Annotated in this window: 13 protein-coding genes; all 13 read left to right on the top strand. The window is 61.1% G+C overall.

The genetic code is table 11. The annotated features are described in order from the left end of the window. The first annotated feature begins 1 nt into the window (after window position 1). Window positions 2–832, top strand: coding sequence for an aldo/keto reductase (locus QTL96_RS10850; protein WP_113009087.1), 831 nt, complete (start codon window positions 2–4; stop codon window positions 830–832). Window positions 833–977: 145 nt separating this feature from the next. Then, window positions 978–1,073 (top strand): pyrroloquinoline quinone precursor peptide PqqA, encoded by a 96-nt coding sequence (pqqA, locus tag QTL96_RS10845; protein WP_018896842.1) that lies wholly within the window; start codon window positions 978–980, stop codon window positions 1,071–1,073. Window positions 1,074–1,117: 44 nt separating this feature from the next. After that, window positions 1,118–2,032, top strand: a complete 915-nt coding sequence (gene pqqB, locus QTL96_RS10840) for a pyrroloquinoline quinone biosynthesis protein PqqB (RefSeq protein ID WP_289727733.1) — start codon at window positions 1,118–1,120, stop codon at window positions 2,030–2,032. After that, entirely contained in the window at window positions 2,025–2,786 is a 762-nt protein-coding gene (gene pqqC, locus QTL96_RS10835; RefSeq protein ID WP_018896844.1) for a pyrroloquinoline-quinone synthase PqqC, read from the top strand. The genes pqqB and pqqC overlap by 8 nt, the downstream gene beginning before the upstream one ends. Continuing rightward, window positions 2,786–3,079 (top strand): pyrroloquinoline quinone biosynthesis peptide chaperone PqqD, encoded by a 294-nt coding sequence (gene pqqD, locus QTL96_RS10830; RefSeq protein WP_289727732.1) that lies wholly within the window; start codon window positions 2,786–2,788, stop codon window positions 3,077–3,079. The genes pqqC and pqqD overlap by 1 nt, the downstream gene beginning before the upstream one ends. Before the next feature lie 65 nt (window positions 3,080–3,144). Beyond that, window positions 3,145–4,206, top strand: coding sequence for a pyrroloquinoline quinone biosynthesis protein PqqE (pqqE, locus tag QTL96_RS10825; RefSeq protein ID WP_289727731.1), 1,062 nt, complete (start codon window positions 3,145–3,147; stop codon window positions 4,204–4,206). A 193-nt stretch (window positions 4,207–4,399) separates the two neighbouring features. Beyond that, window positions 4,400–5,473 carry an ABC transporter ATP-binding protein gene (locus tag QTL96_RS10820; RefSeq protein ID WP_289727730.1) on the top strand — a complete coding sequence of 358 codons (1,074 nt, stop codon included), beginning with the start codon at window positions 4,400–4,402 and terminating at the stop codon, window positions 5,471–5,473. 28 nt (window positions 5,474–5,501) lie between these two features. Beyond that, complete coding sequence (locus QTL96_RS10815) at window positions 5,502–6,464, top strand: ABC transporter substrate-binding protein (protein ID WP_289727729.1); 963 nt, start codon at window positions 5,502–5,504, stop codon at window positions 6,462–6,464. Between the two features lie 11 nt (window positions 6,465–6,475). Continuing rightward, window positions 6,476–8,155: an iron ABC transporter permease gene (locus tag QTL96_RS10810; protein WP_112943296.1), complete on the top strand. Its 1,680-nt coding sequence runs from the start codon at window positions 6,476–6,478 to the stop codon at window positions 8,153–8,155. A 193-nt stretch (window positions 8,156–8,348) separates the two neighbouring features. Beyond that, window positions 8,349–9,317 carry a 3'-5' exonuclease gene (locus QTL96_RS10805; RefSeq protein ID WP_112943295.1) on the top strand — a complete coding sequence of 323 codons (969 nt, stop codon included), beginning with the start codon at window positions 8,349–8,351 and terminating at the stop codon, window positions 9,315–9,317. A gap of 127 nt (window positions 9,318–9,444) precedes the next feature. After that, entirely contained in the window at window positions 9,445–9,591 is a 147-nt protein-coding gene (locus QTL96_RS10800; RefSeq protein WP_113198688.1) for a DUF1127 domain-containing protein, read from the top strand. A gap of 521 nt (window positions 9,592–10,112) precedes the next feature. Continuing rightward, a complete protein-coding gene (locus QTL96_RS10795; RefSeq protein ID WP_289727728.1) occupies window positions 10,113–11,141 on the top strand; it encodes a LacI family DNA-binding transcriptional regulator in 1,029 nt (342 codons plus the stop codon). A 25-nt stretch (window positions 11,142–11,166) separates the two neighbouring features. Then, window positions 11,167–12,477, top strand: a complete 1,311-nt coding sequence (locus tag QTL96_RS10790) for an extracellular solute-binding protein (RefSeq protein ID WP_112820151.1) — start codon at window positions 11,167–11,169, stop codon at window positions 12,475–12,477. Window positions 12,478–12,554: the final 77 nt, after the last annotated feature.

Raw genomic sequence — 12,554 nt, 5'->3', positions numbered from 1 at the left:
CATGAAACTCGTCAACGCCAATGGCGCTTCCATCCCCGCGCTCGGATTCGGCACGTTCCGCATGGAAGCCGCCGATACCGAACGGATGGTCTCCAATGTGCTGAAGACCGGCTACCGCCACGTCGACACCGCGCAGATCTATGGCAACGAAGCTGCCGTAGGCCAAGGGATCGTCTCGTCGGGTGTCGCCCGCGCTGATATCTTTCTCACCACCAAGGTCTGGGTTGCGAACTACGAGCGCAGCGCCTTCCTGGCCTCCGTCGATGAAAGTCTGTCGAAGCTGAAGACCGACTATGTCGACCTCCTGCTGCTGCATTGGCCGAACACCGTCGTCAGCCTGGAAGAGCAGATCGCCTCGTTGAATGACGTCGCCAAGGCAGGCAAGGCGCGCCACATCGGCGTCTCCAATTTCAATACGACGCTGATGAGGGATGCCGCGCGTCTCAGCGAACGGCCGCTTGCCAACAACCAGGTCGAGTATCATCCGTATCTCGATCAGCGTCCGGTCATCGAGGCCGCGCGCGAGGTGGGCTTGTCGCTTACCGCCTATTACGCGATGGCCGATGGCAAAGTTTTGAGCGACCATGTTCTAGCCGACATCGCCTCAGCGCATGGCCGCTCGATCGCGCAGATCGTGCTTCGCTGGATCGTGCAGCAGGGCTTCGTTACGCTGTCGAAGACCGTCTCGGAAGCGCGCGCTGCAGAGAACGCCGCGATCTTCGATTTCGCTCTGAGCGATGAGGACATGGCGCGCATCCATGCGCTTGCTCAGGCCGACGGCCGCATCGTCAGCCCCGACGGTCTGGCGCCTGAATGGGACCCGGCAGCCTAATCTGGCCGCTTTGCCCGCCCGATCTCGCGATTGTGATGGCCTTGCGACATTGGGCGGGCAGCCATGCTGAAAACGCTATTGCAGTGCAGCATGAGTGGGCCTAGGTGAACCCTTGTAAGACAAACCAGCATGAATGGAGACACACATGTCTTGGCACGCCCCTAAGTTCATCGAAGTCAGCTGCGGTATGGAAATCAACCGTTACGCTCCTGCCGACGGCAACGAACCGATCCTCTTCTAAGGTCGGCTAAATCCAATTTGACTTGTAATGTTTGAGGTCCGCGCGTGACAGATTCATCTGGCTTTCGCGGTCTGGTTCTTGGGGCCGCCGCGGGCGGCGGCCTTCCGCAATGGAATTGCGGTTGCCAGAATTGCCGCCTTGCGCGCGATCCGGCATCCGGTGTCAGGCCACAATCGCAATCATCGCTCGCCGTCAGTCTCGATGGCCACAGCTGGGCGGTTTTAAACGCTTCTCCCGATATCAGGCAGCAGATCATCGACAATAGCGCGCTGCATCCCAAGGCGCTGCGCGACAGTCCGATCAAGAGCGTGCTGATCACAAACGGCGATATCGACCATCTGGCCGGCCTGTTGATTCTGCGCGAGAAGCAGCCGCTGGACATCTTCGTGACGACGGCGATTGCCGGGATCATCGACGACAACCCCGTCTTCCGCGCCCTTGATCCCGCCTTTGTGAAACGTCACACGATAACGCTCAAGCAGCCGTTTTCGCTACTTCCGGACATTGAGGCCCGGTTGTTCGCTGTCCCCGGCAAGGTGCCGCTGTTCATGGAAAACGGCGAACCCGAGCTGAAGCTGGAAGGCGAGCAGACTGTCGGCGTCGAGCTGATCGCAAAGGGCAAGCGCGTCTATTACATTCCAGGCTGCGCCCACATCAGCGATGGCCTCATCGAGCGGATCGACGGCGCCGACGCCTTGTTCTTCGATGGCACCGTGTTCACCGACGATGAGATGATCACGCTCGGCGTCGGCCAGAAGACCGGGCAGCGCATGGGCCATATGGCGATCAGCGGCCCCGATGGCAGCTTAGCGGCCCTGTCGAAGGTCGATATCGCCAAGAAAATATACGTCCACATCAACAACACCAATCCGATCTGGCGGGCCGGGCCCGAGCGCGACATGCTCGAGGCGAGCGGCTTCCAGATTGGCCATGACGGTATGGAGATCGACTTTGACTGAAGCACCTGACCGGCAGGCATTCGAAGCGCGCCTGATGGCGATCGGCGCGGATCGTTATCACGACAAGCACCCGTTCCACAAAATGCTGCATGGCGGCCAGTGCACCATGACGCAGGTCCGCGCCTGGGTGATCAACCGCTATTGCTACCAGAGCCATATCCCCATGAAGGACGCCGCCTTCATGTCGCGCCTCACGGATGCCGACATGCGCCGCGCCTGGCGCTCCCGCATCGAGGATCACGATGGTGGGCTCACCGAAGGTGGCGGCATCCGGCGCTGGCTAAAGCTCGCTGAAGCCGTCGGCCTCGATCCTGACTATGTGGCTTCCGGTCGCGGCATCCTGCCCGCCACGCGCTTTGCCGTCGAAGCCTATGTTCACTTCGTGCGCGAAAAGCCGCTGCTTGAGGCCGTCGCTTCATCGTTGACGGAGCTTTTCGCGCCGAAGATCCATGCCGATCGTATCGCCGGGCTGTTGCAGCATTACGCCTTCGCTGACGATCAGGCGCTCTCCTATTTCCGTCAGCGGCTGAACGAGGCGCCCGTCGATGTCGCTTTCGGCCTCGCCTATGTGCTCGACAATGCGAACACGCTGGAGAAGCAGGACGCGGCGGCAGCGGCGTTGACGTTCAAGACCGAGGTGTTGTGGGCGCAGCTCGATGCGCTACATTTCGCCTATGTTACGCCGGGCCTGATCCCACCGGGTGGCTGGGACGGTCGCGAGGGCGTGATCGGCGAGCTCGAGGAGATCGCGTGATGAGCGAAGACACGGTCGCGATAACCGGCAGCATGGTCGTCAAGCTGGCCCGTGGCGTGCGTTTGCGCCACGATTCGGTGCGCGGGCAGACCGTTCTGCTTGCACCTGAACTGGCGATGGCGGTGGATGAGATCGCCGTGAAAATCATCGAAGCGCTCGATGGCGAGCGCAATCTTGACACGATTGCCGACGACTTCGCCGCCGAATTCCAGGCGCCGCGCGAGCAGATCGCGACCGATGTCCTGGCATTCATCCGCGAGCTCGCCAATCGTCGCATGCTGCAGGTGTTGTGATGGGCGTCGAGGCAAGGGTCGTCAAGCAAACGGTTGCTCCGCTATCTTCAGTAGCGCCGCCGCCGATGGCACTGCTCGCAGAGCTAACGCATCGCTGTCCGCTTGCCTGCCCCTATTGCTCCAATCCGCTGGAACTCACGGGCATCAAGGAAGAACTGTCGACCGAAGAGTGGATCCGGGTCTTCCAGCAGGCTGCCGAAATGGGCGTCCTGCATCTGCATCTCTCTGGCGGGGAGCCGGCCTCGCGGCGCGATCTGGTCGAGCTGACGGCAGCGGGTGCAGCCGCCGGTCTCTATACCAATCTCATCACATCGGGTGTCGGCCTGACCGAGAAGCGCCTGCTCGAGCTCGCCGATGCTGGTCTCGACCACGTGCAACTCTCGCTGCAGGGAACGAACCCCGCGAGCGCCGATCGCGTCGGCGGCTATAAGGGCGGCTACGATCGCAAGATGGCCGTCGCCGCCTGGGTCAAGGCAAGCGGCATACCGCTCACGGTCAATGCCGTCTGCCACAAACAGAACATGGATCAGTTGGACGACATGCTCGATCTCGCGGTGAAGCTCGGCGCCCGGCGTATCGAGATCGCCACCGTGCAGTTTCACGGCTGGGCCGAAAGAAACCGCGCCGCACTGATGCCGACGCGAGAGCAAGTCGAGCGGGCAAACAAGACCGTCATCGAGGCCCGCAAGCGGCTGGAAGGCATTCTCGTCATCGACTATGTGCCGGCCGACCACCACTCGTCCTATCCCAAGGCATGCATGGGTGGCTGGGGACGGATCGGCCTGAATGTTACGCCGTCTGGCCGGGTTCTCCCCTGCCACGCAGCGGAGACGATCCCCTCGCTGACCTTCGATAATGTTCGCGAGAAGTCGCTGTCCGATATCTGGTATCACGGCTCCGCCTTCAACGCTTATCGCGGCGAAGATTGGATGCCGGAGCTTTGCCGAAGCTGCGACCGCAAGGCGATCGACTTCGGCGGCTGCCGCTGCCAGGCAATGGCGCTTGCCGGCGATGCCAGCGCAACCGACCCCGTCTGCATTCGCTCGCCGCTGCGCGACGCACTGACATTGCAGGCCGACAAGGATGCGGCGGCTATCCCTGGCGAGTTCGTCTATCGCGGTCGATAGAGGGTTGACCTCAAGCTTTGCGAAATCACACGCCGTCGGAAAACCGGCGGCGCGGATCGCGACTGCCCGCTGGAATACGGGCGGTTTGCCGTCCCACAACTCTGTGATGTCATACATCCCACGTTAACAATTGTGTCACGAAAGTGTCATTCCGTCTGACTATAAGCGGCTAAATTTCTTTCTGTTGATAGTCATGATAACCAATTTTTCTGCACAACCAGCCGCCGTGTCGGTGTCGGGTCTCAGCCTCCATTTTGGCTCAAACACGGTACTTAACAACGTCGATCTCTCGCTTGAGAAGGGCAAGGTTCTCGCGCTGCTCGGCCCGTCCGGTTGCGGCAAGACCACGCTTCTGCGCCTGGTGGCCGGCCTCTTGGCGCCGAACAAGGGCAGCGTAAAGATTAACGGAAGTGTGGTGGCCGATGCCGCTGGCGGCCTGTTCGTGCCGCCGGAAAGGCGCGGCCTCGGCATGGTGTTTCAGGACTATGCGCTCTGGCCGCATTTGAGTGTCGCGGACAATATCGCCTTCCCGCTGGAGATGCGCGGTGTCAGTCGCAAGGATTGTAAGCGGCGTGTCGCGGCAGCTCTTGAACGGGTCGGCCTCGGCGGTTTCGGCGCCCGGCGCATCAGCGACATGTCGGGCGGGCAGCAGCAGCGCGTTGCAATCGCCCGCGCCATCGTCGCGGAGCCGGCACTCGTCCTTTTCGACGAGCCCATGTCGAACCTCGACCGCGAGCTTCGCGAGACCATGGTGCGCGAAATCGGCGCGCTGATGTCGGATCTCGGCCTTACCGCAATCTATGTTACCCATGATCAGAGCGAGGCGTTCTCACTGGCCGATCAGGTTGCCGTGATGCGCGGTGGCGTCATCGAGCAGATGGCGTCGCCCGAGACACTGGTGAGCGCGCCGGCGACGCCTGAAGTCGCTGAGTTCCTGCGCTTAGGCTGCGTTGTTCCTGTTTTTCGCGAGGAGAGCGGCCTTCGTCTCAACCAAACCGGTATCGTCCTCAAGGATGACAATGCCCCCGCTGGCGCGACCCATGTCTTGCTGCCGTCTCAGGCCGTTCGCCTGACATCGGGGGAGGGATTGCCCGCCGAGGTCGTCCACTCGCAGTTTCGTGGCGATGGCTATCTGACCACGGTTACGCTGGGCGCCGGGCCGGCTGCAAGCGAACTCACATTCCTGGCGCGCCAGCGCGCTGTCACAGGTGAGGTGGTCAACCTCGCCATCGATAGCGCGAACATGCGCTGGTTCACGCATAACTGAAGCATATCAAACGCTTATGGAGGCACATATGAGCAGATCATTTCTTGGTGCGGGCTTCGCCCTCATCGCCGGCATACTCGCGGCAGGCGTCGCCCACGCCGACATCACCGTCTACTCTGCCGGTCCGGGTAGCCTGATCGAGAAGCTTGCTGCAGGCTACACCAAGCAAACCGGCCACAAGGTCGAGGTGTTCCAGGCGACGACGGGCAAGATCATGGCGCGCATTGAAGCCGAAGCAGCCAATCCGGTTGTCGACGTGCTGATTTCGGCATCTTGGGATACGGCGACCGACTTTACCAAGCGCGGCTGGCTGGTTTCCTACACGAGCCCGAACGCTGCCAAGGTTCCTGACTTCCTCAAGTCCGAGACGGCAGTTGCCCAAGGCGTTTCCGCGCTCGGTATCGCCTGGAACCCCGCAAGCAATACGCCTAAGCCGACCGAATGGGCCGACCTCGCAAAGCCGGAATACAAGGATCTCGTCAACCTGCCGGATCCCGCGCAGTCGGGTGCAAGCTTCGAACTGGTGGCTGCGCTTGCCGGTAGCCAGGGCTGGGACCTCTTCTCCAAGCTGAATGCCAACGGCGCCGTTGTCGCCGGCGCCAATGCCGAAGCGCTGAACCCGGTTCTGCAGGGTGCCAAGGCAGCCGTATTCGGCGCGGTCGATTACATCTCGCTCGCCGGCAAGGCAAAGGGCGAAACGATCGACGCCATCTTCCCGGCTTCGGGCACCGTCGTCGCGCCGCGCCCAGCAATGATCCTTAACTGGTCGAAGCATCAGGATGAAGCCAAGCAGTTCATCGACTACATGCTGTCCGACGAAGGCCAGAAGTTGGTCGCCGCCACCTACCTGATGCCCGCCCGCAGCGACATCCCGGCCAACCGTCCGCTGGTTGCCGATCTCAAGGTACTCCAGATCGATGCCGCTGCAGTTTACGGCAAGCGCGACGAGACGCTGAAGGAATTTGGCAAGATCTTCGCCGCCGGCAACTGAGACTGAAGAGCATGAAAGCGAACGGCGCAGCCGGCACCGGGCCGATAGTATGGGTGGCGACATCGGGTTTGATTATCGTCGTGGCCGTGCCGTTCGTCTTCATTGTCCTCCAGGCGATTTTCCCTGAACTGGGGCGGAGTTCTCTCGCCGCCCCGTTCCTGCACCTTCCCGAGATGCTATCCGATCCCAAGCTTTTGCGAATGGGGGGCAATTCGGTCATTCTCGGCATCTGCGTCATGATGGCAGCCGCGTTGCTGGCCGTGCCGCTTGCGGTTTTCCGCGCCTTGTTCAAGGTGCCCTTTGCGATCTTTTGGGACGTGGCGCTGCTCGTTCCCTTCATGATCCCGCCCTATATCGCGACGCTCGGCTGGATCATGACATTGCAGCCGCGCGGCTATCTGCAGCAGCTGACCGGCTTTCACCTCGCCCCCTTTCTGTTTTCCCTGGCGGGGATGACGACGGTGATGGCGCTCAACACGTTTCCGCTGGTCTACTTCGCGGTCTCGCGCACAATTGAAGCTGTCGGAGCGCGTTATGCCGACGTGGGCCGCGTGTTCGGCGCCTCTTCCTGGCGCGCCTTCTGGCGCATTACGCTGCCGCTTTCGACGCCGGGGCTGGCCGCCAGCCTGCTCCTCGTCTTCGCGGCGGCGATCGAGGAATATGGTACGCCGGCAGCGCTTGGGCGGCGATCCGGCTTCGACGTTCTGGTAACTGAGATCGATCTGCGCATTTCAGACTGGCCCATCGATCTTGCGGGCGCCGCCGTCTTTTCGCTGATGCTGGTGATACTGTCGCTTGCCGCCTTCATGGCGCAACGGTGGATCCTCGCCCGCCGCTCCTATGTGACCACGGGCGGCAAGCCGCAAGCCAAGGATAAGCGCCCGCTCGGAATTCTGACCATTCCGGTTCTCATCCTTTTCGGTCTCGTAACGCTGCTTGCCACCGTGATCCCGCTTCTGGCCATCCTGGCGACCGCGCTATCGAATACTATCTCCGGCGGTCTGGCCGTCAGCAATCTCGGCCTCTCCAATTTTGCCGCGATCGCCGATAACAGCGCCGGTGCCTTGCGGGCGCTTGGCAACAGCTTCGCGCTCGGATTGGGCACGGCGCTGCTCACCGGTATCCTCGGCGCCGTCTCGGCCTATGCGGTGGCAAAAACCCGGTTCCGCGGCCGAATGATGCTGGATTTTCTAACAGCCTTGCCGAACGCCTTACCCGGCGTGGTCGTCGCCGTGGGCCTTATTTTGGCGTGGAACCAGCCGGTGTTACCGATCACGCCCTACAATACACCGCTTATACTGCTTCTTGCCTACTGCTGCATACTGCTCCCGCAGCCGATGCGTTACACCACCGCGGCGCTGCATCAGATCGGCGACAATCTCGAAGCCGCCGCGCGCGTCTGCGGCGCTGGCGCCTTCACGGCGTTTCGCCGCATCTTGCTGCCGCTGATCGCGCCGAGCCTGGTCACGGCTATGCTGCTTGTGTTCGCTGTCGCCACCCGCGAGCTCGTCGCGTCGATCCTGGTCGCGCCTGTCGGTATGCAGACGATTTCGGTATTTATCTGGCGGCAGTTCGAGCAGGGGTCGATCGGTCTCGGCATGGCAATGGCCTTCGTCACCGTCGTGCTGACCACGCTGATCCCGCTGGTTCTGCTGTCGCTTCTAAGGCGCAGCGGGCTTGTGGCGGAGTAAATGGGCATTGTGCCTGGTCCTTTGGTGCGCGAGATTTTTTCCACAGCCTTCGTGAGCTACGTCGGCATCAATCGGCTTCGGTTGCTGTTTATTCTTGCCGATCGGTGCAATTTCCCCATTGCTCTTACGGGTATATCAACTCGATTCGTTCGTTTTGGCGGCGGAACGGGGGCGATGGCAAAGATCAGGGACAATGGCAGAACAGTTCGACATGTTCTCGGGCGGCGCAAGCCAGTCCTCCGGACAGACCCCGCGCAAGGGACCGCTGAAGAGCCATGCTGCTGGCGAAATCAGCGAGCAGACGATGGTCGATCGCCTGGTCGAGACGGGTCGTTACCGGATTTTGAAGAAGCTTGAGCCGCGCACCGTGGCCGCGATGCCGCGCGCCGGCTTTCCGCTCCGTGGCGTTATCCTCGACACTGAAACCACAGGTCTCAGTCACCGCAAGGATGAGATCATCGAGATTGGCGTCATCGCGTTCAGCTTCGACCACGATGGCAATATCGGCGACGTCACGGGCGTTTACGGCGGCATGCAACAGCCAACGGTGACGATACCGGCCGAGATCACCAAGCTGACGGGTATCACCGACACGATGGTCGCAGGCCAGGAGATCGATCTTGCGGCGTTGAAGGCCCTGATTGAGCCGGCCGACCTGATCATCGCCCATAATGCCGGCTTCGACCGGCCATTCTGTGAAGCCTTCTCGCAGATTTTCGCCGGCAAGGCCTGGGCCTGCTCCAATGCCGAAATCGACTGGTCGGCCCGCGGCTTCGAAGGGACGAAGCTTGGCTACCTTGTCGGACAGGCGGGTTATTTCCACGATGGCCACCGCGCGGTCGACGACTGCTTCGCGTTGTTCGAGGTGCTTGGCCAGAGTGCGAGCCCCGGCACCGCGTTTTCGGAGCTCTATGCGGCCAGCCAGCATGCGCGCGTGCGCATCTATGCCGAAAATAGTCCTTTCGACATGAAGGATCATTTGAAAGCTCGCGGTTACCGCTGGTCGGACGGAAGCGACGGCCGTCCCAAGTCGTGGTGGGTCGAGGTCGATGAGAACGCCTTCGAGGATGAGCTCTCCTTTCTCCGGTTGGATATCTACCGCTGGCCGGACGCCGATCCGCCAACCCGTCGCCTGACGGCCTTCGATCGTTTCAGAGCGTAACTCCGTGCATGGCGGTGTGATCCACTGTCGCTTTCTCGCGCAATAAACAACGCCGTTTTAGCGACATCAAATGTCACCTGAGTCGATCACGGTTGCAGACGTCAACCGTACCTCAAGAACGTGGATCATCCAGAATACAGCATGCAGCTTGAGCAACTGCCGCAGATTTTACCTAACCGTCGAACCCGGCCGAACGAGCAGTCGTGAACTGGACGACCGGGGCGTTGACCGCAGCGGCATCCGTGCTGTTGCTCGTGCTTCCGCAGTCCTCTAGGCTCTCAGTAGAGCATTCGAAGTCACAACGCTCGCTCCTAGCAGGCGTTTGTTCGTTTCGCGCCGGGCGCCAGCCTCCAGCGCGGGCCGGCGCGCTAGGCGATGCCGTCCTCATAACCTTGCCAAAGCCGCAGGTCGTTGACGGTTGACATGATTGGCAGGGGTCGTTGCCTTGAACGAAGGAGAGCACATATCGGTGACGGCCGGTATTGTTCGTTGATCGTCAAAAGGAGGGACCTTGCACCGCAAGTTTGGACGTTCGCCCTGTCTAAACGGGATCGGCAGCCCAATCTCCTTCCTATCCGTCGAACAGCTGATATCGCATGGGTCTCGCAGGTCAATCGGGCAAATCCAGCGCTACGTGGGCTAACGAAATTCCTGCGCGTTCGTCCGGTCGCCTGGCACCCGCGGACAACTGGCGGGCGCGTCCGGAGGAGCCAACCAAACTGACAGTAACACGCTTGACTCCTGCGTTGATACGTATCAATACTCAATCGATACGTATCAACGATGGAATTTGTGGTGGCTGGCCGTAGGATCACGCAGAAGGAAGTGGCGGAGCAGGCCGGCGTAGCGCAGGCAACCGTATCGCTTGTTTTGAACGGAGGCAGGGACAAGGTCGCACCTGAAACCGCTGACCGCATCGAGGCCGCAATCGCCCAGCTGGGCTACCAGCCCAACCGCTTTGCCCAGGCACTGCGCACAAGCCGGTCTCATGTCATCGCATGCGTTGTCCCAGATCTGACGAACCCGTTTTATCCCTCGCTTGTCGTCGCGGTTCAGAAGGTGGTTCGCAATGCCGGCTATGAGGTCATCACGATTGATACGGAAGGTGAAATCGCAAATGAACGCCAAGTGGTCGCGGCCGCATTGCAGGGGCGCTACGACGGCGTCGTAGGGGTGTTCTTCAATCTGTCAGCGCGTGATCTCGCGCCCCTCGGAAAGAATGGCGTGCCGGTCGTGCGCATCGAAGTGCGACGCAAATCGGGCGGTTCGCTTCCGATAGACGATCTGTTTATCGACAATCAGGCGGCCGCGCGTGCTGTTACCACGCATCTTCTAGGTATTGGTCATCGCGACATCGCCATGGTCGCCGCCCGCGGTGGCCCGCAAAGCGTTCGCCTACAGGGCTATCTAGACGCTATGGCATCGAGCCACGCAGAGCCGATCGTGCTTGAGGCGACGCATTTTACTGTGGAAGCAGGCAGCGAGATGGCCGATCGCATCGTCGCGAGCCGCCGGCGGGTCACCGCCGTCATTGCCGCCAATGACCTGATGGCGATTGGCGTTATTAAGAGCCTGCTGCGAAACGGATTGTCGGTCCCCAAGGATATTTCCGTCGCTGGCTTCGACGATATCATGGCATCGGCACTCGTCACTCCGGGTCTCACAACGGTGGCGCAATTTCAGGATCGCCTCGGCGCGCGCGCTGCCGAAAAACTTCTCTCGCGCCTGATTTCCCGCGAAACCGAGCCGGCCCAGCCCGAGGAGATGCCGTTTGAACTCGTCATCCGAGCATCGGTCGCTCCACCGCCGGACGTAAAGAATTAATCCATCGAACAAGGGAGGAATGAACATGACCAAGATGAAGACGAAACTGCTTGCCGCTGCCGCCATCGTCATCGGCGCCGCTCAGATCGCCGCCGCCCAGGATCGGGTGACTTGGTGGTACGAGCAGGCAACCCCCGATCAGCAGAAGCTGATCAAGGAGAACATCGTCGAGCCTTTCGACAAGGCCAATCCAGAGCAGAGCCTGAAGATCGATTACCGCGGCACCGAACTCGACAAGCAGCTGCGCGTTGCCATGCTGTCCGGCAATGGTCCCGATGTCGTCTACACGGCGGGCCCGAGCTACGTCGCGCCGATGGCCCAGTCGGGCCAGCTCATGCCGCTCGACGATTATGCCGCCAAGTACAAGTGGCAGGATCGCATCCTGCCGGTTTTCCTGAAAATGGGTGAGTATAACGGCAAGCTTTACGCGCTGCCGAAGACTTACGAGACCGTCGGTCTTTTCTACAACAAGACCTTGTTTGAAAAGCATGGTTGGCAGGCGCCCAAAACGCTCGACGAGATGGAAACGCTCGCCGATGCCATGTTGAAGGAAGGCATCACGCCTTTCGCCGCCGGCAATGCCGATTGGCGTGGCGCCAATGAATGGTTCGTGACGCTGGCGCTCAATTCCGTCGCCGGCCCCGACAATCTCAACAAGGCGCTGCGTGGCGAAATGCCCTGGACGGCCGAGCCTTTCGTCAAGTCGATCGATCGCCTGAACTCCTGGTGGCAGAAGGGCTATTTCGGCAAGAACTACTTCTCGCTGACCAGCAGCGAGCAGGCGGCTGACGCGATGGCCTCCGGAAAAGCCGGCATGATGCCGACCGGCACATGGCAGTTCCAGAACGTTGCGACCTACGGCAAGAAGGCTGGCTCCGAGGCGGGCTTCGTCGGCTTCCCGAGCGTGTCCGGCGATCCGATCTTCCCGCTCGGGATCGGCTCGACCTTCTCGATCGCGACCAAGGCGAAGAACCCCGAAGGTGCCGCCACGGTGATCAACTACGTCTTCTCGCCGGAAGTCTACGGCACGATGAACTCCGCCTGGCAGGGCGAATGGAATATCCCGCTCAAGGATATATCGAGCGTCAAGATGGCGAGTGAAGTCACGCCGCTGTTTACCGAGACGATGAAGAACCTCTCCGCCTCGGTTGCCGACGGGAAATACGGCTACACCACCTGGACCTTCCTGCCGCCAGCGACCGACAGCTACATCATCAATGGCATCGAGGAAGTCTGGCTGAAGAAGATCTCGCCGACGGACTATCTGACCAAGCTCGACGAGTCCTTCCAGAAGGAATCCAAGGCCGGAAAGGCGCCTGCCGTCCCGGCTCGCTGATCAGGACTTTGCGAGGCGCGCTCAGCGCGCGCCTCCCGCCCGCCTTCCACCGGTGCCGGTGGCGGGGCAGGCCGGAC

Source organism: Rhizobium sp. S163, assembly GCF_030380805.1.
In the GTDB taxonomy this organism is placed as follows: Bacteria; Pseudomonadota; Alphaproteobacteria; order Rhizobiales; family Rhizobiaceae; genus Rhizobium.
The sequence above is the reverse complement of the archived record's forward strand: the minus strand, read 5'-3'. Positions and strand labels throughout refer to the sequence as shown.

Excerpts from the sequence above, each read along its gene's own strand:
- QTL96_RS10815 (WP_289727729.1), top strand. The coding sequence starts at position 5,502 with ATGAGCAGATCATTTCTTGGTGCGGGCTTCGCCCTCATCGCCGGCATA.
- QTL96_RS10850 (WP_113009087.1), top strand. The coding sequence starts at position 2 with ATGAAACTCGTCAACGCCAATGGCGCTTCCATCCCCGCGCTCGGATTC.
- QTL96_RS10820 (WP_289727730.1), top strand. The coding sequence starts at position 4,400 with ATGATAACCAATTTTTCTGCACAACCAGCCGCCGTGTCGGTGTCGGGT.
- pqqE (WP_289727731.1), top strand. The coding sequence starts at position 3,145 with ATGGCACTGCTCGCAGAGCTAACGCATCGCTGTCCGCTTGCCTGCCCC.
- pqqD (WP_289727732.1), top strand. The coding sequence starts at position 2,786 with ATGAGCGAAGACACGGTCGCGATAACCGGCAGCATGGTCGTCAAGCTG.
- QTL96_RS10790 (WP_112820151.1), top strand. The coding sequence starts at position 11,167 with ATGACCAAGATGAAGACGAAACTGCTTGCCGCTGCCGCCATCGTCATC.
- QTL96_RS10810 (WP_112943296.1), top strand. The coding sequence starts at position 6,476 with ATGAAAGCGAACGGCGCAGCCGGCACCGGGCCGATAGTATGGGTGGCG.
- pqqA (WP_018896842.1), top strand. The coding sequence starts at position 978 with ATGTCTTGGCACGCCCCTAAGTTCATCGAAGTCAGCTGCGGTATGGAA.
- QTL96_RS10805 (WP_112943295.1), top strand. The coding sequence starts at position 8,349 with ATGGCAGAACAGTTCGACATGTTCTCGGGCGGCGCAAGCCAGTCCTCC.